The 19,401-nt window shown below is 33.6% G+C and carries 37 protein-coding genes; all 37 read right to left on the reverse strand.

The genetic code is table 11. The features are described from left to right. Positions 1-112: 112 nt before the first annotated feature. Positions 113-847, reverse strand: a complete 735-nt coding sequence (gene truA / locus FGK85_RS06500; protein ID WP_138204886.1) for a tRNA pseudouridine(38-40) synthase TruA — start codon at positions 845-847, stop codon at positions 113-115. Next, positions 847-1,650, reverse strand: coding sequence for an energy-coupling factor transporter transmembrane component T family protein (locus FGK85_RS06505; RefSeq protein WP_138204888.1), 804 nt, complete (start codon positions 1,648-1,650; stop codon positions 847-849). Before FGK85_RS06505 ends, truA begins: the two co-directional genes overlap by 1 nt. Continuing rightward, positions 1,643-2,506 (reverse strand): energy-coupling factor transporter ATPase, encoded by an 864-nt coding sequence (locus tag FGK85_RS06510; RefSeq protein WP_138204890.1) that lies wholly within the window; start codon positions 2,504-2,506, stop codon positions 1,643-1,645. The genes FGK85_RS06505 and FGK85_RS06510 overlap by 8 nt, the downstream gene beginning before the upstream one ends. After that, positions 2,491-3,339, reverse strand: coding sequence for an energy-coupling factor transporter ATPase (locus FGK85_RS06515; protein ID WP_138204892.1), 849 nt, complete (start codon positions 3,337-3,339; stop codon positions 2,491-2,493). Before FGK85_RS06515 ends, FGK85_RS06510 begins: the two co-directional genes overlap by 16 nt. Positions 3,340-3,449: 110 nt before the next feature. Beyond that, complete coding sequence (rplQ, locus tag FGK85_RS06520) at positions 3,450-3,791, reverse strand: 50S ribosomal protein L17 (protein ID WP_138204894.1); 342 nt, start codon at positions 3,789-3,791, stop codon at positions 3,450-3,452. A gap of 12 nt (positions 3,792-3,803) precedes the next feature. After that, entirely contained in the window at positions 3,804-4,751 is a 948-nt protein-coding gene (locus FGK85_RS06525) for a DNA-directed RNA polymerase subunit alpha (RefSeq protein ID WP_138204896.1), read from the reverse strand. A 75-nt stretch (positions 4,752-4,826) separates the two neighbouring features. Further along, the gene (gene rpsD / locus FGK85_RS06530) at positions 4,827-5,447 is read right to left on the reverse strand and encodes a 30S ribosomal protein S4 (protein WP_138204898.1); all 621 of its coding nucleotides are present in this window, start codon (positions 5,445-5,447) and stop codon (positions 4,827-4,829) included. Positions 5,448-5,476: 29 nt separating this feature from the next. Beyond that, a complete protein-coding gene (gene rpsK, locus FGK85_RS06535; protein WP_138204900.1) occupies positions 5,477-5,872 on the reverse strand; it encodes a 30S ribosomal protein S11 in 396 nt (131 codons plus the stop codon). 22 nt (positions 5,873-5,894) lie between these two features. Further along, the gene (gene rpsM / locus FGK85_RS06540) at positions 5,895-6,263 is read right to left on the reverse strand and encodes a 30S ribosomal protein S13 (protein ID WP_138204902.1); all 369 of its coding nucleotides are present in this window, start codon (positions 6,261-6,263) and stop codon (positions 5,895-5,897) included. 80 nt (positions 6,264-6,343) lie between these two features. Then, the gene (gene rpmJ, locus FGK85_RS06545; RefSeq protein ID WP_003373491.1) at positions 6,344-6,457 is read right to left on the reverse strand and encodes a 50S ribosomal protein L36; all 114 of its coding nucleotides are present in this window, start codon (positions 6,455-6,457) and stop codon (positions 6,344-6,346) included. Positions 6,458-6,469: 12 nt separating this feature from the next. Then, positions 6,470-6,688 (reverse strand): translation initiation factor IF-1, encoded by a 219-nt coding sequence (infA, locus tag FGK85_RS06550; protein WP_138204904.1) that lies wholly within the window; start codon positions 6,686-6,688, stop codon positions 6,470-6,472. A gap of 7 nt (positions 6,689-6,695) precedes the next feature. Then, complete coding sequence (locus FGK85_RS06555) at positions 6,696-6,977, reverse strand: KOW domain-containing RNA-binding protein (RefSeq protein WP_138204906.1); 282 nt, start codon at positions 6,975-6,977, stop codon at positions 6,696-6,698. 14 nt (positions 6,978-6,991) lie between these two features. Further along, positions 6,992-7,738 carry a type I methionyl aminopeptidase gene (map, locus tag FGK85_RS06560; protein ID WP_138204908.1) on the reverse strand — a complete coding sequence of 249 codons (747 nt, stop codon included), beginning with the start codon at positions 7,736-7,738 and terminating at the stop codon, positions 6,992-6,994. 4 nt (positions 7,739-7,742) lie between these two features. Next, positions 7,743-8,390: an adenylate kinase gene (locus FGK85_RS06565; RefSeq protein WP_138204910.1), complete on the reverse strand. Its 648-nt coding sequence runs from the start codon at positions 8,388-8,390 to the stop codon at positions 7,743-7,745. A 30-nt stretch (positions 8,391-8,420) separates the two neighbouring features. Further along, positions 8,421-9,698, reverse strand: a complete 1,278-nt coding sequence (gene secY, locus FGK85_RS06570; protein ID WP_138204912.1) for a preprotein translocase subunit SecY — start codon at positions 9,696-9,698, stop codon at positions 8,421-8,423. Next, positions 9,699-10,139 (reverse strand): 50S ribosomal protein L15, encoded by a 441-nt coding sequence (gene rplO, locus FGK85_RS06575; RefSeq protein ID WP_138204914.1) that lies wholly within the window; start codon positions 10,137-10,139, stop codon positions 9,699-9,701. A 17-nt stretch (positions 10,140-10,156) separates the two neighbouring features. Then, the gene (gene rpmD / locus FGK85_RS06580; RefSeq protein WP_138204916.1) at positions 10,157-10,336 is read right to left on the reverse strand and encodes a 50S ribosomal protein L30; all 180 of its coding nucleotides are present in this window, start codon (positions 10,334-10,336) and stop codon (positions 10,157-10,159) included. A gap of 11 nt (positions 10,337-10,347) precedes the next feature. Beyond that, positions 10,348-10,845 (reverse strand): 30S ribosomal protein S5, encoded by a 498-nt coding sequence (gene rpsE / locus FGK85_RS06585; protein WP_138204918.1) that lies wholly within the window; start codon positions 10,843-10,845, stop codon positions 10,348-10,350. Between the two features lie 17 nt (positions 10,846-10,862). Further along, positions 10,863-11,225 carry a 50S ribosomal protein L18 gene (gene rplR, locus FGK85_RS06590; RefSeq protein ID WP_138204920.1) on the reverse strand — a complete coding sequence of 121 codons (363 nt, stop codon included), beginning with the start codon at positions 11,223-11,225 and terminating at the stop codon, positions 10,863-10,865. Positions 11,226-11,254: 29 nt separating this feature from the next. Further along, the gene (rplF, locus tag FGK85_RS06595) at positions 11,255-11,794 is read right to left on the reverse strand and encodes a 50S ribosomal protein L6 (RefSeq protein ID WP_138204922.1); all 540 of its coding nucleotides are present in this window, start codon (positions 11,792-11,794) and stop codon (positions 11,255-11,257) included. A gap of 23 nt (positions 11,795-11,817) precedes the next feature. After that, the gene (gene rpsH, locus FGK85_RS06600; RefSeq protein WP_138204924.1) at positions 11,818-12,216 is read right to left on the reverse strand and encodes a 30S ribosomal protein S8; all 399 of its coding nucleotides are present in this window, start codon (positions 12,214-12,216) and stop codon (positions 11,818-11,820) included. 32 nt (positions 12,217-12,248) lie between these two features. After that, on the reverse strand, positions 12,249-12,434 hold the full coding sequence (locus tag FGK85_RS06605; protein WP_138204926.1) for a type Z 30S ribosomal protein S14: 186 nt from the start codon (positions 12,432-12,434) through the stop codon (positions 12,249-12,251). A gap of 14 nt (positions 12,435-12,448) precedes the next feature. Next, entirely contained in the window at positions 12,449-12,991 is a 543-nt protein-coding gene (rplE, locus tag FGK85_RS06610; RefSeq protein WP_138204928.1) for a 50S ribosomal protein L5, read from the reverse strand. Positions 12,992-13,013: 22 nt separating this feature from the next. Next, positions 13,014-13,328 carry a 50S ribosomal protein L24 gene (gene rplX / locus FGK85_RS06615; protein WP_138204930.1) on the reverse strand — a complete coding sequence of 105 codons (315 nt, stop codon included), beginning with the start codon at positions 13,326-13,328 and terminating at the stop codon, positions 13,014-13,016. An 18-nt stretch (positions 13,329-13,346) separates the two neighbouring features. Continuing rightward, a complete protein-coding gene (gene rplN, locus FGK85_RS06620; protein WP_138204932.1) occupies positions 13,347-13,715 on the reverse strand; it encodes a 50S ribosomal protein L14 in 369 nt (122 codons plus the stop codon). A gap of 26 nt (positions 13,716-13,741) precedes the next feature. Next, positions 13,742-13,996 carry a 30S ribosomal protein S17 gene (gene rpsQ, locus FGK85_RS06625; protein ID WP_138204934.1) on the reverse strand — a complete coding sequence of 85 codons (255 nt, stop codon included), beginning with the start codon at positions 13,994-13,996 and terminating at the stop codon, positions 13,742-13,744. 24 nt (positions 13,997-14,020) lie between these two features. Then, on the reverse strand, positions 14,021-14,233 hold the full coding sequence (gene rpmC / locus FGK85_RS06630; RefSeq protein WP_035292525.1) for a 50S ribosomal protein L29: 213 nt from the start codon (positions 14,231-14,233) through the stop codon (positions 14,021-14,023). Further along, the gene (gene rplP / locus FGK85_RS06635) at positions 14,223-14,666 is read right to left on the reverse strand and encodes a 50S ribosomal protein L16 (protein ID WP_138204936.1); all 444 of its coding nucleotides are present in this window, start codon (positions 14,664-14,666) and stop codon (positions 14,223-14,225) included. The genes rpmC and rplP overlap by 11 nt, the downstream gene beginning before the upstream one ends. Before the next feature lie 33 nt (positions 14,667-14,699). After that, a complete protein-coding gene (rpsC, locus tag FGK85_RS06640) occupies positions 14,700-15,365 on the reverse strand; it encodes a 30S ribosomal protein S3 (RefSeq protein WP_138204938.1) in 666 nt (221 codons plus the stop codon). A gap of 13 nt (positions 15,366-15,378) precedes the next feature. Next, positions 15,379-15,714: a 50S ribosomal protein L22 gene (rplV, locus tag FGK85_RS06645; protein WP_138204940.1), complete on the reverse strand. Its 336-nt coding sequence runs from the start codon at positions 15,712-15,714 to the stop codon at positions 15,379-15,381. Between the two features lie 24 nt (positions 15,715-15,738). Continuing rightward, positions 15,739-16,020 carry a 30S ribosomal protein S19 gene (rpsS, locus tag FGK85_RS06650; protein ID WP_138204942.1) on the reverse strand — a complete coding sequence of 94 codons (282 nt, stop codon included), beginning with the start codon at positions 16,018-16,020 and terminating at the stop codon, positions 15,739-15,741. 64 nt (positions 16,021-16,084) lie between these two features. Continuing rightward, a complete protein-coding gene (gene rplB, locus FGK85_RS06655) occupies positions 16,085-16,915 on the reverse strand; it encodes a 50S ribosomal protein L2 (protein ID WP_138204944.1) in 831 nt (276 codons plus the stop codon). A gap of 65 nt (positions 16,916-16,980) precedes the next feature. Beyond that, entirely contained in the window at positions 16,981-17,274 is a 294-nt protein-coding gene (gene rplW, locus FGK85_RS06660) for a 50S ribosomal protein L23 (RefSeq protein WP_138204946.1), read from the reverse strand. Further along, on the reverse strand, positions 17,274-17,894 hold the full coding sequence (gene rplD, locus FGK85_RS06665; protein ID WP_138204948.1) for a 50S ribosomal protein L4: 621 nt from the start codon (positions 17,892-17,894) through the stop codon (positions 17,274-17,276). Before rplD ends, rplW begins: the two co-directional genes overlap by 1 nt. Positions 17,895-17,922: 28 nt before the next feature. Then, a complete protein-coding gene (gene rplC / locus FGK85_RS06670; protein WP_138204950.1) occupies positions 17,923-18,555 on the reverse strand; it encodes a 50S ribosomal protein L3 in 633 nt (210 codons plus the stop codon). Positions 18,556-18,630: 75 nt separating this feature from the next. After that, positions 18,631-18,939 (reverse strand): 30S ribosomal protein S10, encoded by a 309-nt coding sequence (gene rpsJ, locus FGK85_RS06675; protein ID WP_102399168.1) that lies wholly within the window; start codon positions 18,937-18,939, stop codon positions 18,631-18,633. A gap of 337 nt (positions 18,940-19,276) precedes the next feature. Then, a partial coding sequence (locus FGK85_RS06680; protein WP_479724204.1) for an EF-Tu C-terminal domain-related protein occupies positions 19,277-19,401 on the reverse strand: 125 nt, incomplete at its 5' end.

Genomic DNA, 19,401 nt, shown 5'->3' on the forward strand with positions numbered 1-19,401 from the left:
TCGTTCTATCATAAAGATCCGGGGCTAGTGGATCTTATATACAATACAAACTTCTTTTATTATAATACATTCTCCCGGGCGTGTCAACGACTATATGCGTTATAAATACATTTTAATAAAAAACTTTTTCAAGACACAAACCACAGGCTGGTACAACCTTACCTGCTTTAGTTCTATCCTTACTTTCTAGTATTTCCTTCACTTCTTCTGGCTGAATTTTTTCTGTTCCAACATCTAATAGAGTTCCAACTATTATTCTAACCATATTATATAAAAATCCATCAGCAGATACTGATATCTTAATTATATCTTCCTCCTTAGTTATACATAATTCATGTATATTTCTTATGGAGGTTTTTACAGAACTTCCCTTAGTTTTAAAAGCTGAAAAATCATGAGTTCCTATTATATATTTACATGAAGATTTCATTTTTTCTATTTGCAATTTTCTTGTAAAACTATACATATAGTTTCTATAAATAGCACAGGGTTGCTCTCTATTGTATATGCTATAAATGTATCTCTTCCCTTTGCAATTATATCTAGCATGAAAATCCTCTAAAACTTCTTTAGACTCTAGTATAACAATGTCATTAGGCAATTTAGAGTTTAAGGCTTCTCTAAACTTTTCTGAAGGTATGGTACTATTGGTAAAAAAATTTGCCACATATTCCTTTGCATGGACTCCTGTATCTGTTCTACTACATCCTATTAATTTTACATCTTCCTTAGTTAGAGCTCTTATAGTATCTTCCAAAACTCCCTGTACTGTAATCCTATCCTTTTGTACTTGCCACCCAAAGTAATTTGTTCCATCATACTCTATTTTAATTTTAATATTCTTCATTACCAAAATCTACTCCATACAGATATTGTAACCAAAGCCCCTGTTAATATAGTTGCTACAGAATCCCTATAAGTAAATTGTAATTGTTTCATTCTAGTTCTTCCTTCTCCACCTCTATAGCATCTAGCTTCCATAGCCATAGCAAGTTCATCTGCTCTTCTAAAAGAACTTATAAATAGTGGTACTAAAAGTGGTATAAGGTTTTTGGCCTTATCAATTATTCCACCTGATTCAAAATCAGCTCCCCTTGCCATCTGTGCTTTCATTATTTTATCAGTTTCATCTATAAGCGTAGGAATAAATCTAAGGGCTATGGTCATCATCATAGCTAACTCATGAGCAGGCAATCCTAGCTTTTTAAATGGATTTAATAATTTTTCTATTCCATCTGTTAGTTGTATAGGTGAAGTGGTCAATGTTAGTAAGGAAGTTCCCACTATCAAAAGTACTAATCTAATTATCATAAAAATAGCTAATCTTAATCCCTCACTATAAATCTTTATAAATTTCCATGCAAATAAAGGCTCCCCAGAACCTCTAGTCATGAATACATTTAATATAGCAGTGATTAACAATAGAATAAAAATTGGTTTTATACTTTTATATATATAATTAAAGGATACTTTAGATATAACTATAGCTCCTACTATAAAAGCCACTATAAATATATATCCTTTAAAGTTTTTTACTATAAATAAGTTTATTATAAATATAAAAGAAATGAGAATTTTTACTCTCGGGTCCATCTTGTGTATAAAAGAATCCCCTGGTATATATTGTCCAATGCTAATATCCTTAATCATTTTTAGCACCTCTCAGTACTTTAAGAATTTCTCTTTTAGCTTGTTCTATGGTAAACACTTCCTCTGATACATTCATACCAGCTTCTCTAAGTTTAAGCATTAAATAAGTTATCTGTGGTGCTGCTAATCCTACTTCTTCTAAAATATCTACATGCTTAAAAACTTCATTTGGTTTTCCATCTAATATATTTTTGCCCTTATGCATAACAATAATTCTTTCTGCAACCTTAGCCACATCCTCCATACTATGAGATACTAAAATTATTGTCATTTTATATTCCTTGTGAAGAGCAATTATTTGACCAAGAATTTCTTCTCTCCCCCTTGGATCCAATCCCGCTGTTGGCTCATCTAATATTAAAACCTTAGGTTCCATAGCTACAACTCCAGCTATAGCAACTCTTCTCTTTTGTCCACCACTTAATTCAAAAGGTGATTTATTTCTATAGGTTTCATAATCTAACCCAACCATTTTCATAGCCCTTTTTACTCTAGTTTCAACTTCTTTTTCATCTAACTTTAGATTTTTAGGTCCAAAAGCAATATCCTTTTCTACTGTTTCTTCAAAAAGTTGATATTCTGGGTATTGAAATACAAGTCCTACTTTTCTTCTCACAAGACTTAACTTTACTTCTTTACTTGTTATATCTACATTATCTACTATTATTTTGCCGCTAGTTGGTTTTAAAAGTCCATTTATATGCTGAACCAAAGTTGACTTTCCTGACCCAGTATGACCAATTAAAGCTACAAATTCGCCATCATTTATTTCCAGCGACACGTCATCTAAAGCCTTCTTTTCAAAAGGCGTATTTGGCATATATGTGTGTATTAAATTCTCTATTTTAATTGACATAATCTACTCACCATCTCATTTATCGTTAATATATCAGTGTCTATGTTTATGCCACTCTTTTTCAATTCATAAGCTAATTCTGTTACTTGAGGAACATCTAATCCTACTTTTTTCATAGTAGAAACATCACTAAAAATTTGCACTGGAGTTCCTTCTTTTATTACTTTACCTTCATCCATTATAATTACTCTATCTGCTTCTACTGCTTCTTCCATATAGTGTGTTATTAATACTATTGTTATTCCGTAATTCTTATTTATGTCCTTTATTGTATTTACAACTTCTTTTCTTCCTGATGGATCTAGCATAGCAGTAGGCTCATCAAATATTATACACTTTGGACTCATAGCCAATATACCAGCTATAGCAACCCTCTGCTTTTGACCACCAGATAAAAGGTGTGGTGCATGATTTTTGTATTCATACATGTCTACTTTCTTTAAAGCTTCTTCTACTCTTGTTCTTATTTCTTCTGGTTTTATACCTATATTTTCTGGTCCAAAAGCCACGTCATCTTCTACAATTGTGGCTACTAACTGATTGTCTGGATTTTGAAAAACCATGCCTGCAGCATTTCGTATTTTCCATAAATAATTTTCATCTGCGGTATCCATACCTGACACATATACCTTACCGCTAGTAGGTAGAAGTAAAGCATTCATATGCTTTGCCAATGTAGATTTTCCTGAACCATTATGGCCTAAAACAACTAAAAACTCTCCTTCTTTTATATCTAAATCTACTCCATTTATAGCTAGTTTTTTTAAACTTTCATCACTAGTTGCAGAATACTCAAAAGTTAAATTTCTACATTCTATCATATTCGCTTCCATCTTCATGACTCCTTATCTTAAGAGCTTATAGACTTACTTACATATGTAATTATTTCTTTATATAGCAAAAGAGGGACTAAGCATTAAGAAACTTAATCCCTTATTTTATATTAAACTAGCTCTAGAATTACTACTTCAGCAGCGTCTCCTCTTCTTGGTCCTACTTTGTATATTCTTGTGTACCCACCATTTCTTTCAGCATACTTTGGTGCTATATCACTGAATAACTTTTCTACTACTTCTTTTTCTTGTACAAACGCAGCTACCTGTCTTCTAGCATGTAGATCTCCTCTTTTAGCTAGAGTTATCATCTTTTCTGCTAGTTTTTTAGTTTCTTTAGCTCTTGTTTCTGTAGTTTCTATTTTCTCGTTTTTTAAGAAGCTAGTAACTAAGTTTCTTAGCATTGCTCTTCTATGATCAGTTGGACGTCCCAACTTGCGATATCCTGCCATGTCCTTACCTCCTTACTCTTCGCTCTGTTTTAAATTCAAGCCTAAATCGTCTAATTTCTTCTGAACTTCTTCTAATGACTTTTTACCTAGATTTCTAACTTTCATCATATCATCCATGGTTCTTTCAGTTAGCTCTTGTACTGTATTTATACCTGCTCTCTTTAAACAGTTATAACTTCTTACAGATAAATCAAGCTCTTCTATAGTCATCTCAAGAACTTTTTCTTTCTTGTCTTCTTCTTTTTCAACCATTATTTCCATATCATCAGCATGATCTGTTAATGACATAAATAACTTAAAGTGTTCTATAAGTATTTTGGCTGAAAGACTTATTGCTTCCTCTGGTCTAATAGTACCATTAGTCCACAATTCTATAGTTAACTTATCATAGTCTGTAATTTGACCTACTCTTGTGTTTTCTACAGTGTAGTTAACTCTCTTTACAGGAGTGTATATTGAATCAACAGGAATAGTAGCTATAGGCAAATCTAATGATTTGTTTTTATTTTGAGATACATATCCTCTACCTCTATCAACATTTATCTCCATATGCAATCTTCCATTGTCATCTAAAGTTGCAATGTATAGGTCTTTATTAACTACTTCTACTGAACCATCAGTTATAATATCTCCAGCAGTAACAACTCCTGGTCCTTTAGCATCTATATAAACCGTCTTTGGTCCATCTCCTGTCATCTTGAACGCTAATCCTTTTATATTTAGGATTAATTCTGTAACATCTTCTTTTACACCTTTAACTGTGGAAAACTCATGTAGAACTTCATCAATTTTAACTGAGGTTGCAGCAACTCCAGGTAAGGAGGATAAAAGAATTCTCCTTAAGGAATTGCCCAGTGTGATACCATAACCTCTTTCTAATGGTTCTACCACAAACTTACCATAGATATTATCTTCAGAAATTTCCACGCACTCTATTTTTGGCTTTTCTATCTCTAACACTAGATAAACCCTCCTTTTTCTTTTAATAACGACCTTATATTGAGGGCAACTGATTTTACACGCATTTACAACCTATTATTTGCTGTATAACTCAACTATTAATGTCTCATTTACTGGTACATCAATGTCTTCTCTTGATGGAACAGCAACAACTTTTCCTTCTAGTTTTTCAGCATTAGCTTCTAACCATTTTGGTAAAGTTTTTGGATTTTCAGCAAAAGTCTTGAATTTTTCAGTTCCTTTGCTCTTCTCACGTACAGATATAACATCATTTGCTGATACTATGTATGATGGAATATCTACTTTCTTTCCATTAACTAAGAAATGTCCATGAGTAACTAAAAGTCTAGCTTCCTTTCTTGATCCAGCAAAACCTAATCTGTATACTACGTTGTCTAATCTGCTTTCAAGGATTATTAGTAAGTTTTCACCAGTAATTCCTCTCATTCTTTCAGCCTTTTCATATGTAATTCTGAATTGGCTCTCTAAAAGACCATAGATTCTCTTTGCTTTTTGCTTTTCTCTTAATTGAACTCCATAGTTAGATAATTTCTTTCTACTTTGTCCATGCTGTCCTGGCGCATAGCTTCTTTTAGTAAATGGACATTTATCTGTATAACATTTATCTGATTTTAAGAATAACTTCATTCCTTCTCTTCTGCAAAGTTTGCAAGAAGCTCCAGTATATCTTGCCATTTAAATTACACCTCCTATTACTACTATAATTACACTCTTCTTCTTTTTGGTGGTCTACATCCGTTGTGTGGTATTGGAGTAACATCTTTTATTAAAGATATTTCTAAACCAGCTGCTTGTAGTGATCTTATTGCAGCTTCTCTTCCTGATCCTGGTCCCTTTACATATACTTCAACACTTTTTAATCCGTGTTCCATAGCTGCTTTAGCTGCAGTTTCTGCTGCCATTTGAGCTGCAAATGGTGTACTCTTTCTTGAACCTCTAAATCCCAATCCACCTGCACTTGACCATGAAAGTGCATTTCCAACTGCATCTGTTATTGTAACAATTGAGTTGTTGAAAGTTGATTTTATATGTGCACAACCGTGCTCAATATTTTTTCTTTCTTTTTTTCTTCTACTTCTTTTAACCTTTTGAGCTGCCATCCGATTCGTCCCTCCTTACTTATTATTTTCTCTTGCTACCTGCTCCCTTTTTTGGGCCTTTTCTTGTTCTAGCATTTGTTTTAGTCTTTTGTCCTCTTACTGGAAGACCTTTTCTATGTCTTATTCCTCTGTAACTTCCTATTTCCATTAATCTCTTAATGTTTAAAGCTACTTCTCTTCTTAAGTCACCTTCAACAATTATATTCTTATTTATATAATCTCTTAAAGCATTTACTTCTTCTTCACTTAAATCCTTAACTCTTGTATCAGCATTTACGCCTGTTGATTCAAGTATTTTTTGTGCAGTTGGAAGACCAATTCCATAAATGTATGTTAGACCTATTTCAACTCTTTTATCTCTTGGTAGGTCAATTCCTGCTATTCTTGCCATCTAATTTTACACCTCCTAAGATTAACGACTTTGTACATATTTGTACTATTATTTATTATATATTTATTTTAAAGTTATTACTAACCTTGTTTTTGCTTGTGTTTTGGATTTTCACAAATAACCATTACTCTACCTTTTCTTTTTATAACTTTGCATTTTTCGCAAATTGGTTTAACAGATGGTCTTACTTTCATTACTAACCCTCCTTACTTTGCCCTCCAAGTAATTCTCCCACGAGTTAAATCGTATGGAGAAAGTTCCACTGTAACTTTATCACCTGGCAATATTCTTATAAAATTCATTCTTAGTTTACCTGATATATGAGCCAATATTTTATGACCACTTTCAAGTTCTACTTGAAACATAGCATTAGGTAAAGCTTCTAAAACCGTACCTTGCATCTCTATAACATCTTGTTTTGACATAAGGTAATCAAACCTCCTCATTATCATCAATGGACTGTAGAAACTTCCTTATTTTTGAATTACTAACCTTATCACCATTTGCTAATAATTGAGCTATTTCTTCTGCAATAGTGTTAGTTATATTCAGATGTTTTATTTTCTTTTTTTTAGGATTTTCGATTTTTCTCAAATCTCCATCACATATGTTTACATATTGATGATTTATTACATCAACTATTATAAACTTTCTATCTGCATCTCTACCTGCTTTAGAAATAACTACTCGACCAATAAAATCTTTGTCGTACAAATCATTCACCTCTATTAACTTAAAGTTAATATTTCAGGACCATTATCTAAAATAGCAACTGTGTTTTCATAATGTGCAGATAGTTTACCATCTACAGTTACTACTGTCCAGCCATTTGGCTTAGTTACTACACCATATTTACCTAAATTTATCATAGGTTCTATAGCTAATACCATACCATGTGTAAGCTTAGGTCCTCTTCCTTCCCGTCCATAATTAGGAACTTCAGGATCTTCATGCATATCACGACCTATACCGTGACCTACATATTCTCTAACGACAGAATATCCAAAGCTTTCCGCATGTAACTGAATGGAATGAGATATATCTGTTAATCTATTCCCAATCTTTGCATATTCTATTCCTTTAAAAAAGCTTTCCCTAGTTACCTGTATTAGTTTTTGGGCATCGGCCGAGATATTTCCAACTGCAAATGTTCTGGCTGCATCACCATGATAATTATTCAAAATAGCACCACAATCCACACTTATTATGTCTCCCTCCTGAAGAACTCTATCAGAAGGAATTCCATGAACTACTTCTTCATTAATAGAAGTACATAATGAGGCTGGAAAACCATAATAACCTTTAAAAGATGGCCTAGCTCCTTGTTTAGTAATGTATTCTTCTGCTATTCTATCCAATTCTTTAGTAGTTATTCCTGGTTTTACTACCTCTTCAAGCATTGCAAGAGTATCCCCTACAACTTTACCTGATTGTCTCATATATTCGATTTCCGAATTATTTTTAATTATAATCATTTATTTATCGCTCTCCCAATACTGAACATATGTCTTCAAATACTTTATCTATCGCTAAAGTACCATCAACAATTGACAATACATTTTGGGATTTATAGTATGCTATTAATGGTTGAGTTTGTTTATCATATACATCTAATCTATCCATTACTGTCTCTTCATTGTCATCTTTTCTCTGAATTAAATCAGCTCCGCAAATACCACATTTACCTTCATTTTTAGGAGGGTTGAACTTAATGTGATAACTTGCTCCACATGATGGACAAACTCTTCTACCAGTCATTCTTTCTAAAATAAGTTCTCGTGGCACTTCAATTAACAATGCAGTGTCTATCTTTTCACCTTTATCATTAATGAATTCATCTAAAGCCTCTGCTTGTTTAACTGTTCTTGGAAAACCGTCAAGAAGAAATCCTTTTTTACAATCCTCTTGAGATAATCTGTCTTTAACTAAATCTATAGTTAACTCATCAGGCACTAGCAAACCTTTATCCATATATTCTTTGGCCTTAACACCTAATGGTGTTTTTTCAGAAATGTTCTTTCTAAAAATATCTCCTGTAGAAATATGCGGTATGGAATACTTATCACTTATTGACTTAGCCTGTGTTCCTTTACCAGCTCCAGGAGGACCTAATAAAATAATCTTCACTAAAAATCATCTCCATATTAAGCAATATACTTATTTTAGGAATCCTTTATAATGACGCATAACCAATTGAGACTCAAGTTGTCTCATAGTATCTAGTGCAACTCCTACCTCAATTAACAGAGCAGTTCCGCCAAAGGATATTCCTTTGAAACTTGTATATGCATCAATTAGTATAGGTAATACAGCTATTATGGAGGCAAAAACTCCTCCGATTATAGATACTCTTAAAAGTACCTTTTCTAAAAATTCTTGTGTTGGTTTCCCTGGTCTAATTCCTGGTATAAACCCTGATGATTTATGCATGTTTTCTGCCATTTCATCTGGTTTAAAAGTAATTTCAGTATAAAACCAACTAAAGAATATTATTAGTATGGCATACATTACAGCATATTGCCAAGAGTTTGGCTTAAATAAACTATATGGACTGCCATTTATGAATGCAGCGAATTTAGAGTTTGGCATAAATTGAGCTATTGTTGCTGGAAATTGCATAACTGACATAGCAAATATTATTGCAATTACCCCTGAAGAACTCATGCTAATAGGAATATGGGATGAACCACCCTTCATGACTTTTCTTCCAGTAGTTTTTCCAGCATATTGTACTGGAACTCTTCTTTCGCCCTTATTAGTAATTACAACACCTACTAGCAATAGTAATATTACTAATACAAATACTATTATTTGTATTATGTTTACTGAACCAGTACTTTCTAATTCTGAAAGCTTAAACACAGTTTGTGGTAACCTTGATATGATATTAACAAAAATTAAAATTGAAACACCATTTCCTAAACCCTTAACTGTAATCTGTTCACCTAGCCACATTAAGAATGTGGAAGCTGCAGTTAAAGTCAACATTATAACAAATATATTAAAAGCCGACATTGGTTTTAAAGCACCATATCCTGTTATTATTGCGTAAGTACCAAAAGCTTGAAGGAAACCCAATACAATACTAGCTATTTTTGTGTAGTTTTGTATTTTCTTTCTACCTTCTTCACCTTCTTTAGAAAGCGATTCTAATGAAGGTATCGCAAATGTCAATAGTTGCATTATAATTGATGCATTGATGTATGGAGTTACCCCCATTGCAAAAATACTAAATCTACTAAATGCACCTCCAGATAGTAGATCATAAAAGCCAAATAACGTTCCAGACTTTGCTAAAGCAGTTAACTTGCTAGTATCAATTCCAGGAACAGGAATAAAGTTTCCCATCCTGAAAATTGCTATCATTAGTAAGGTAAATATTATCTTTTGTTTAAGTTCTTTTACCTTCCAGGCATTACGTAGGGTTGATAGCACCTATATCACCTCAACTTTTCCTCCAGCTGCTTCTATTTTTTCTACTGCAGACTTTGAGAATTTTGTAGCCTTAACATTTAGCTTCTTTTCAATATTTCCATTTCCTAATACTTTTACTCCATCATATAATTTTTTAACTATTCCTTTTTCTAATAAAACTGCTGGAGTAACTTCAGTACCGTCTTCGAATTCATTTAATCTATCTAAATTAACAACAGCAAATTTCTTTGCAAATATGTTAGTGAAACCTCTCTTTGGAAGTCTTCTGTATAGTGGCATTTGGCCTCCTTCGAAGCCTGGTCTTACACCGCCGCCAGCTCTACCGTTTTGTCCGTCTTGACCTCTTCCAGATGTCTTTCCAAGACCTGAACCGTATCCTCTTCCAACTCTTTTAGGTGTTTTTGTTGAACCTGCTGCTGGTTTTAATTCATGAAGTTTCATTTTCACACCTCCTTATATTATACTTCTTCAACTTTTAATAAGTATTCAACTTTTTTAATCATACCTCTTATTTGAGGAGTGTCTTCATGTTCTACAGTTTTTCCTATTTTCTTTAACCCTAAAGCAGTAACTGTAGCTATATGATCTTTTTTTCTGCCTATAAGGCTTTTGTTTAATGTAACTTTAAGCTTAGCCAAGGTTATCCCTCCTAACCTAAAATCTCTTCTACGGTTTTGCCTCTAAGCTTAGCAACTTGCTCAACAGTCTTTAAATTTGCTAATCCATTTAGTGTAGCATTAACCATATTTTTTGGGTTGTTAGATCCTAATGATTTAGCTCTAACATCTTTAATTCCTGCAAGCTCAAGTACGGCTCTAACAGGGCCACCAGCTATAACTCCTGTACCTTCGCTAGCTGGCATTAAAAGAACATTTCCTCTTCCAAACTCACCATATATTTCGTGTGGAATAGTTGTTCCTACCATTTGTACTTCGATTAAATTCTTTTTAGCATCTTCTATGCCTTTTCTTATTGCTTCAGGGATTTCGATAGATTTTCCCATTCCAACGCCAACATGACCGTTTTCGTCTCCAACTACAACTAAAGCGCTGAATCTGAAGTGTCTACCACCCTTAACAACCTTAGCAACTCTGTTTATAAATACAACTTTTTCTTTTAAGTTTAATTTGCTAGGCTCTATTCTCATTATTTTCCCTCCTTCTCTTAGAATTCTAGTCCTGCCTCTCTCGCACCGTCAGCAAGCTCTTTAACTCTTCCGTGATATATATATCCGCCTCTGTCAAATACTACATTCTTTATTCCTTTTTCTAAGGCTTTTTTAGCTATCATTTCACCAACAACTTTTGCAGCTTCTTTGTTTCCGCCGTTTTTAACTTCTACATCTTTGTCTAAGCTTGAAGCAGCTACTAAAGTTGTGGCATTGATATCATCTATTATTTGAGCATATATATTCTTTTCGCTTCTATATACACATAGTCTTGGTATTTCTGGAGTACCAAAAACTTTTTTACGAACTCTAAGATGACTTCTTTTTCTTATTGATTTTTTGTCTACTTTCTTAAACATTCGTTTCACTCCTTTCTAGAGATTATTTACTATTTACCAGTTTTACCTTCTTTACGTCTTATAACTTCGCCTTGGTACTTAATTCCTTTTCCCTTGTAAGGCTCTGGTTTTCTGTGTGATCTTATTACAGCAGCAATTTCTCCAACTAATTCTTTATCAATTCCTTTTACAACTATTTTAGTTGCTTCTGGAACTTCAAATTGAATTCCTTCAATAGCATCTATTTCAACTGGATGTGAGAATCCAAGGTTAAGAACTAGTCCTTTACCTTTGGCTTGTGCTCTGTAACCAACACCTATTAATTCTAATGTTTTTTGATATCCTTCTGTTACGCCAGTAACCATGTTGTTTATTAGAGCTCTTGTCAATCCATGAAGGGCTCTATGCTCCTTTTGTTCACTTGGTCTCTTCACAACAACAGAGTTATCTTCTATATTAATTAGCATATCTTTATGCATCTTTCTTGTTAATTCACCTTTTGGACCTTTAACAGTAACAACGTTGTCTGGTGTTACATCAACAGTTACACCATTTGGAATAGCTACTGGAAGTCTTCCTATTCTTGACATAATCGCACCTCCTATTCATTAAACTACCATATGTAGCAGATTACTTCTCCACCTACTGCTAATTTTCTAGCTTCTTTATCAGTTACAATTCCTTTTGAAGTAGATATTATAGCCGTTCCTAAACCATTTAGAACTCTTGGTATTTCTTCGTGTCTGCAATATACTCTTAAACCTGGTTTTGATATTCTCTTTAAACCAGTTATAACTCTCTCTTTGCTTGGTCCATATTTCATTGTTAATCTTAACATTGGAACAGAACCATCAGTGTATTCCTCGACATTTTTTATATAACCTTCTTGAAGCAATATATTAACTATAGCTTTCTTTATATTTGATGAAGGTATCTCAACAACTTCATGTTTAACTATATTTGCATTTCTTATGCGTGTTAGCAAATCTGCGATAGGATCTGTCATTATCATTTATTTTGCCTCCTTTCGTGAACAGTTTTATATTACCAGCTTGCTTTTTTACAGCCAGGGATTTGTCCTTTATAAGCTAATTCTCTAAAACAAATACGGCAAATTCCATATTTTTTTAGTACAGCGTGTGGTCTACCACATATTCTACATCTTGTATATGCTCTAGTTGAAAATTTTGGTTCTTTATTCCACTTTTCAATCATTGCTTTACGTGCCACTAGTTTTCCCTCCTTTATTGAGCAAATGGCATACCTAAGAATCTTAGCAATTCTCTAGCTTCTTCGTCTGTTTTTGCATCAGTAACGAATACTATATCCATTCCTCTAACTTTATCAACCTTATCATATTCAATTTCTGGGAATATTAATTGCTCTTTTATTCCAAGTGCATAGTTTCCTCTTCCATCAAATGATTTTGAAGAAACTCCTCTAAAGTCTCTAACTCTTGGTAATGCTACATTTATTAATTTATCAGCAAATTCATACATTTTTTCTCTTCTTAATGTAACTTTGCATCCTATAGGCATGTTTTGTCTTATTTTGAAGTTAGCAACTGAGTTTCTAGCTTTTGTAACTATTGGCTGTTGTCCTGTTATAAGTTTTAAATCTCCAATAGCAGCTTCCAAAACTTTAGGATTATCCTTTGCTTCTCCAATTCCCATGTTTATTATTATTTTTTCTAATCTTGGTACTTCCATCACATTTTTATATCCGAACTTTTCCATTAATGCTGGAACTACTTCTTTCATATATTTTTCTTGTAGTCTTGGATTCATTAATTAGACCTCCTTTCGAATTCTAGAATGTTTCTCCACACTTTTTGCATACTCTTACTTTAGTTCCATCTTCTAATACTTTTTTGCTTATTCTTGTAACAGTGTTACATTTTGTGCAATATAGCATTACTTTTGAACTATATAATGGGGCTTCCTGTTGGATTATTCCGCCTTGCATATTTTGTCTGTTTGGTTTTTGATGTTTTGTAACTATGTTAACGCCTTTAACTAATACTTTTCCAGTCTTAGGGTAAACTTTCAAAACTTCACCTGTTTTTCCTTTGTCTTTACCTGAAATAACCATTACTGTGTCATTTCTTCTAACGTGTACCTTCATCCGTAGCCACCTCCTTAATTATAGAACTTCTGGTGCTAGTGATAATATTTTGTTAAATTCTTTATCTCTTAGCTCCCTTGCTACTGGTCCAAATATACGAGTACCTCTTGGCATCTTATCGTCTTTTATTACAACCGCTGCATTCTCATCAAATTTGATATATGTTCCATCGGCTCTTCTTACGCCTTTTTTAGATCTAACTATAACGGCTTTAACAACATCACCTTTTTTAACAACACCGCCTGGTGTTGCACTTTTAACGCTAGCAACTATTATATCACCGATGTTTCCCCATTTTCTCTTAGATCCACCTAACACTCTGATACACATTATTTCCTTAGCTCCAGTGTTGTCAGCTACTTTTAATAATGTTTGCTGTTGTATCATAGTAAGTACCTCCTTTCGTTAATACACTATTTAGCTTTTTCAACTATTTGAACTAGTCTCCATCTCTTATCTTTAGATAGTGGTCTAGTTTCCATTATTTCTACTCTATCATTTATATTAGCTTCGTTATTTTCATCATGAGCCTTAAACTTAGTAGTTCTGTTTATTGTCTTTCCATATAGAGGATGACGAACTTTTGTTTCTACAGCAACTACAATAGTTTTATCCATTTTATCAGATACAACTCTACCTATTCTAGTTTTTCTGTTACTTCTTTCCATTTAGGCTAAACCTCCCTTCACAGTTTACTGTCTTACAGCCTTTAACTCTTCTTCTCTAAGGATGGTCTTGATTTGGGCTATTGACTTTTTGACTTGTCTTATTCTCATTGGATTTTCTAACTGCCCAGTAGCTAATTGGAATCTCAAGTTGAATAACTCAGCCTTTAAGTCCCCAATTTTAGCATTTAACTCTTGAGGAGTACTTTGTCTTAGCTCTTGTAATTCCTTAGCCTTCATTTACTTCACCACCCATTTCTTCAAAATCTCTTCTTGTAACGAACTTACTCTTCACTGGTAATTTATGTGAAGCAAGTCTCATAGCTTCTCTTGCTACTTCTTCTGATACTCCAGATATTTCGAATAGCACTCTACCTGGTTTTACTACTGCTACCCAATGTTCTGGTGAACCTTTACCAGAACCCATACGAGTTTCTGCTGGTTTCTCTGTTACAGGCTTATCTGGGAATATTTTAATCCAAACTTTTCCGCCTCTTTTAACGTATCTATTTATTGCAATTCTGGCAGCTTCTATTTGGTTGTTTGTTATCCAACCACATTCAGTTGCTTGAATACCGAAATCACCATATGCTATGAAATTACCTCTTGTTGCCTTACCTTTCATTCTACCGCGTTGTACTTTACGGTGTTTAACTTTTTTAGGCATTAACATAACTTATTCCTCCTTCCTTGAACACAAAATTTTCTATGCTTCAGTTTCTTCCTTATTTACTTTTTTTGTTGGAAGAATTTCTCCTTTATATGTCCAAACTTTTACACCAATTTTTCCATATATTGTATCCGCTTCAGCGAATCCGTAATCTATATCTGCTCTTAATGTTTGTAGTGGAATTGTTCCTTCATGATATTGCTCAGTTCTTGCTATTTCAGCACCACCAAGTCTTCCTGCACAAGCAGTCTTGATACCTTTTATTCCAGACTTCATAGCTCTTTGTATTGATTGCTTCATAGCTCTTCTGAAAGATATTCTCTTTTCTAATTGTAAAGCTATATTTTCAGCAACTAATTGAGCATCAGCTTCTGGCTTTTTAACTTCGATTATGTTTATTAATATGTTTTTGTTGCCAACTATTGATTTTAACTCTGCTTTAAGAGTTTCAATTCCTTGGCCACCTTTTCCTATAACCATTCCTGGCTTAGCAGTTTGTATGTTGATTTTAACTCTCTTTGCTGCTCTTTCAATTTCTATTTTTGAAACACCAGCTGTATAAAGCTTTTGTTTAACAAATTCTCTTATTTGGTTATCTTCTATTAGGTTATCAGCGAAGTCTCTATCATTAGCATACCATTTTGCATCCCAATCTTTGATAACTCCCACTCTCAAACCATGTGGATTTACCTTTTGACCCAATCTACGTCCCTCCTTACGCTCTTTCTTTAACCACTAATGTTATATGGCTAGTTCTCTTTAATATTCTGTATGCTCTACCTTGAGCACGTGGTCTGAATCTTTTTAAAGTTGGTCCTTGATTAGCATAGGCCTCTGCTACATATAATCTATTTTTATCCAAATCGTAATTATTTTCTGCATTAGCAACAGCTGATTTTAAAACCTTGCCTATAACGTCTGCTCCTCTTTTTGGAGTATATTTTAATATTGCAAAAGCTTCATTAACATCTTTACCTCTTATTAAGTCAAGTACTACTGCAACTTTTGTTGAAGACATTCTCACGTAACAAGCTTTAGCTCTAGCTTCCATTACTATTACCTCCTTCCCCAGTCACTATCTTACGCCTGATTTTTTCTCAGTGTTTTTATGACCTTTAAATGTTCTAGTTAAAACAAACTCACCTAATTTATGTCCAACCATATCTTCTGTTAAATACACAGGCACGTGTTTTCTTCCATCGTGTACTGCTATTGTGTGGCCTACCATTTGAGGGAATATTGTTGAACTTCTTGACCAAGTTTTAATAACCTTTTTCTCTCCATTTTTGTTCATTTCGTTAATTCTTTTTAAAAGTATCTCGTCAATGTAAGGTCCTTTTTTGATTGATCTGCTCACTTGTATTGGCCTCCTTTCATACAGTTCATTGGCAAACTAGGAAGAGAATTTTAAATTCTCTCCACTATTTTCTTTTCTTTATTATTAATCTATCAGAATACTTCTTAGTTTTTCTTGTCTTATATCCAAGAGCTGGTTTACCCCATGGAGTAAGTGGACTTGGATGACCTATAGGAGACTTACCTTCTCCACCACCATGTGGGTGGTCGTTAGGGTTCATTACAGAACCTCTTACTGTTGGTCTGATTCCCATATGTCTCTTTCTTCCGGCTTTACCTATGTTAACAAGTTCGTGTGATAAGTTAGAAACTGTTCCTATTGTAGCTCTACATTCTATTCTAACATATCTCATCTCACCACTTGGTAATCTCAATGTAGCGTAACCGCCTTCTTTAGCCATTAATTGTGCTGAAGAACCAGCAGCTCTTACTAACTGAGCGCCTTTACCTTTAGCTAATTCAACATTGTGAATTACAGTACCTACTGGAATGTTCTTTAATGGAAGAGCATTTCCAACTTTAATATCTGCTTCTGCGCCAGACATAATTACGTCTCCAACTTTTAATCCTACTGGAGCGATTATGTATCTCTTTTCACCATCAGCATATACAACTAAAGCTATGTATGCTGATCTATTTGGATCATATTCTATTGTAGCAACAGTTGCTGGTACATTATCTTTAGTTCTTTTAAAATCTATTATTCTATATTTTTTCTTAGCTCCGCCGCCTCTATGACGAACAGTTATTTTTCCTTGACCGTTTCTACCCGCATTTTTCTTTCCTAGAGAAACAAGAAGTGACTTTTCTGGCTTATCAGTTGTTATTTCTTCAAAAGTAGCCATAGTCATTTGTCTTCTAGAAGGAGTAGTAGGTCTAAAACCCTTAACTGGCATTTGATTTCCCTCCTTGCACTAGCTTTTCTGGCTCTCACCAATAATTGCTTTATTATAGTTTAAAACTACATTCCCTCGAAGAATTCTATTGACTTACTGTCTTCAGTTAATGTAACAATAGCTTTCTTGTAGTCTGGTCTTTTTCCAAAGTGAACTCCTACTCTCTTTGGTTTTCCCATTATGTTTGCAGTTTTAATTTCTAGCACTTTAACACCAAAAACTTCTTCTACTGCTGCTTTTATTTGGTATTTGTTTGCATTTTTATCTACTATAAAGGTGTATTTCTTGTCAGCCATATCAGCCATACTTTTTTCAGTTACAACTGGTCTTCTTATTATATCATGGCTTGTTAATTTCATTATGCATACACCTCCTCAATTTTAGCAACCGCTTCTTTAGTTACTAATAGTCTCTCATATCTTAATAAATCATAAACATTTAAGTTGTTTACAGGTAACACTGCTACCCCTTCAATATTTCTAGCTGATTTATATACATTTTCATCTTTTTCAGCCACAACTATTAATGTTTTCTTAGTTTCGAATGCATTTAGTACTTTTACCATTTCTTTAGTTTTTGGAGCTTCCATTTGTAAGCTTTCTAAAACTAATATGTTCTCATCTGCAACCTTTGAAGAAAGAGCAGATTTAAGAGCTAATCTCTTAACTTTCTTTGGAACATCTTTGCTGTAATCTCTTGGCTTTGGTGCAAAAACAACACCACCGTGAATCCATTGTGGAGCTCTTATTGATCCTTGTCTAGCTCTTCCTGTTCCTTTTTGTCTCCATGGCTTTATTCCGCCACCTGAAACCTCAGCTCTTGTTTTAGCTGATTGAGTTCCTTGTCTTTTATTAGCAAGTTGTGCTACTACAACTTGATGCATAACTTCTTTATTTACTTCGATACCGAACACGTTAGCTGCTAATTCAATATCACCAACTTTTTGTCCTTCTCTATTAAATAATCCTACTGTAGGCATTCTAATTCCTCCTTTCCTTTAGAACTGCTTATTTAACTTTTATTGTATCTCTTAATAATACTAATCCTTTGTTTGGTCCTGGTATTCCGCCTTTTATTAATATTACATTGTTTTCTGGCATTACTTTTACTACCTCAAGATTTAACACTGTAACATTTTCGCTTCCCATATGACCAGGCATTTTCTTATTCTTAAATGTTCTTGATGGATAAGAAGATGCTCCCATTGAACCAACTGCTCTATGATATTTAGAACCGTGACTCATTGGTCCTCTGTGGAAATTCCATCTCTTAATTGTACCTTGGAATCCCTTACCTTTAGAAACTCCTGATACATCTATTTTATCTCCAACATTGAATATATCTGCTTTTATTTCTGCTCCAATTTCATATGCAGCTGTGTCTTCTAATCTAAATTCTTTAATAAATCTTTTTAAAGAAACGTTAGCTTTTGCAAATTGTCCTTTAACAGGTTTATTAACCAATTTTTCTCTTATATCTTCAAATCCAACTTGAATTGCTTCATATCCATCTTTTTCTACAGTTTTCTTTTGAAGAACAACACAAGGTCCTGCTTGAACCACTGTTACTGGTATTACAGCACCGTTTTCTGCAAATATTTGAGTCATACCTAATTTTCTACCTAATATTGCTTTTTTCATTAATTACACCTCCTCAACTAATTAGCGGATCACATAAGTGATCATAACAGTTCGTAATAGACCTCTATTACTAAATTATAGTTTTATTTCGATATCAACACCAGCTGGTAAATCTAATTTCATTAAAGAATCTACTGTTTTTGGTGAAGGACTTATTATGTCTATTAATCTTTTATGAGTTCTTATTTCAAACTGCTCTCTTGAATCTTTGTATTTATGTGGAGCTCTTAATATTGTTACAACATCTTTTTCTGTTGGTAGAGGTACTGGACCTGCTACTCTAGCTCCTGTAGCCTTTGCAGTTTCTACTATTTTTTCTGCTGATTGATCTAAAATATTGTGATCAAAAGCTTTAAGTCTGATTCTTATTTTTTGTTTTGCCATTTTCTTTCCCTCCTTTTCATCGCACGCTTTACTTCTTTACGTACAACAGCGGATACTCTGTAAACTGTTCCGGGTGTTTCATGTTACTCCAGAAAACAAATAAACAGACCTTCCGTCGCCCGATTCTTGATCGAACTTACATGACGAGAATTCCCCGGAAGTTCGGCAACCTCTCACCACATTGCTGTTACACATTACAACTCTTACAGTATACACTAATTTTTTTAATTTGACAAGTATTTTTTATTCATAATTTAAACATAAAGGAGAAGATATAAATTCTTCTCCCATGTAAAACTTTTAATTAAAAGTCAATTGAGTTAACTTAAAATATTAATTATTCAACTATAGAAGTAACAACTCCTGAACCTACAGTTCTTCCGCCTTCTCTTATAGCGAATCTTAATCCTTCTTCCATAGCTACTTGTGTTATTAATTCAACATTCATGTCGATGTGGTCTC

Origin of the sequence: Haloimpatiens lingqiaonensis, from assembly GCF_901447495.1 — a bacterium.
Taxonomy (GTDB): Bacteria; Bacillota; Clostridia; order Clostridiales; family Clostridiaceae; genus Haloimpatiens; species Haloimpatiens lingqiaonensis.

Coding starts and splice junctions, on each gene's coding strand:
- rplV (WP_138204940.1), bottom strand. CDS start 15,714: ATGGAAGCTAGAGCTAAAGCTTGTTACGTGAGAATGTCTTCAACAAAA.
- infA (WP_138204904.1), bottom strand. CDS start 6,688: ATGTCAAAACAAGATGTTATAGAGATGCAAGGTACGGTTTTAGAAGCT.
- rpsQ (WP_138204934.1), bottom strand. CDS start 13,996: ATGGAAAGAAGTAACAGAAAAACTAGAATAGGTAGAGTTGTATCTGAT.
- rpsK (WP_138204900.1), bottom strand. CDS start 5,872: ATGGCAGCTCAAAAGGTTAAAAGAAGTAGAAGAAAAAAAGAAAGAAAA.
- truA (WP_138204886.1), bottom strand. CDS start 847: ATGAAGAATATTAAAATTAAAATAGAGTATGATGGAACAAATTACTTT.
- rpsH (WP_138204924.1), bottom strand. CDS start 12,216: ATGATAATGACAGATCCTATCGCAGATTTGCTAACACGCATAAGAAAT.
- rpsJ (WP_102399168.1), bottom strand. CDS start 18,939: ATGGCAAAACAAAAAATAAGAATCAGACTTAAAGCTTTTGATCACAAT.
- rplN (WP_138204932.1), bottom strand. CDS start 13,715: ATGATACAACAGCAAACATTATTAAAAGTAGCTGACAACACTGGAGCT.
- rpsD (WP_138204898.1), bottom strand. CDS start 5,447: ATGGCAAGATATACTGGAGCTTCTTGCAAACTTTGCAGAAGAGAAGGA.
- rplC (WP_138204950.1), bottom strand. CDS start 18,555: ATGAAAAAAGCAATATTAGGTAGAAAATTAGGTATGACTCAAATATTT.
- rplD (WP_138204948.1), bottom strand. CDS start 17,894: ATGCCTACAGTAGGATTATTTAATAGAGAAGGACAAAAAGTTGGTGAT.
- rplF (WP_138204922.1), bottom strand. CDS start 11,794: ATGTCAAGAATAGGAAGACTTCCAGTAGCTATTCCAAATGGTGTAACT.
- rpsE (WP_138204918.1), bottom strand. CDS start 10,845: ATGAGAATAGAGCCTAGCAAATTAAACTTAAAAGAAAAAGTTGTATTT.
- rpsM (WP_138204902.1), bottom strand. CDS start 6,263: ATGGCAAGAATAGCAGGAATTGACCTACCAAGAGATAAAAGAGTTGAA.
- rplE (WP_138204928.1), bottom strand. CDS start 12,991: ATGAATCCAAGACTACAAGAAAAATATATGAAAGAAGTAGTTCCAGCA.
- rplR (WP_138204920.1), bottom strand. CDS start 11,225: ATGTTTAAGAAAGTAGACAAAAAATCAATAAGAAAAAGAAGTCATCTT.
- rplW (WP_138204946.1), bottom strand. CDS start 17,274: ATGAAATTAACAAGCCATGATATAATAAGAAGACCAGTTGTAACTGAA.
- FGK85_RS06510 (WP_138204890.1), bottom strand. CDS start 2,506: ATGTCAATTAAAATAGAGAATTTAATACACACATATATGCCAAATACG.
- rplP (WP_138204936.1), bottom strand. CDS start 14,666: ATGTTAATGCCTAAAAAAGTTAAACACCGTAAAGTACAACGCGGTAGA.
- FGK85_RS06515 (WP_138204892.1), bottom strand. CDS start 3,339: ATGGAAGCGAATATGATAGAATGTAGAAATTTAACTTTTGAGTATTCT.
- rpmJ (WP_003373491.1), bottom strand. CDS start 6,457: ATGAAAGTAAGACCATCTGTTAAACCAATTTGCGAAAAATGCAAAGTT.
- rplX (WP_138204930.1), bottom strand. CDS start 13,328: ATGAAGGTACACGTTAGAAGAAATGACACAGTAATGGTTATTTCAGGT.
- FGK85_RS06505 (WP_138204888.1), bottom strand. CDS start 1,650: ATGATTAAGGATATTAGCATTGGACAATATATACCAGGGGATTCTTTT.
- rplO (WP_138204914.1), bottom strand. CDS start 10,139: ATGAAACTTCATGAATTAAAACCAGCAGCAGGTTCAACAAAAACACCT.
- rpmC (WP_035292525.1), bottom strand. CDS start 14,233: ATGAAGGCTAAGGAATTACAAGAGCTAAGACAAAGTACTCCTCAAGAG.
- map (WP_138204908.1), bottom strand. CDS start 7,738: ATGATTATAATTAAAAATAATTCGGAAATCGAATATATGAGACAATCA.
- rplQ (WP_138204894.1), bottom strand. CDS start 3,791: ATGGCAGGATATCGCAAGTTGGGACGTCCAACTGATCATAGAAGAGCA.
- rplB (WP_138204944.1), bottom strand. CDS start 16,915: ATGCCAGTTAAGGGTTTTAGACCTACTACTCCTTCTAGAAGACAAATG.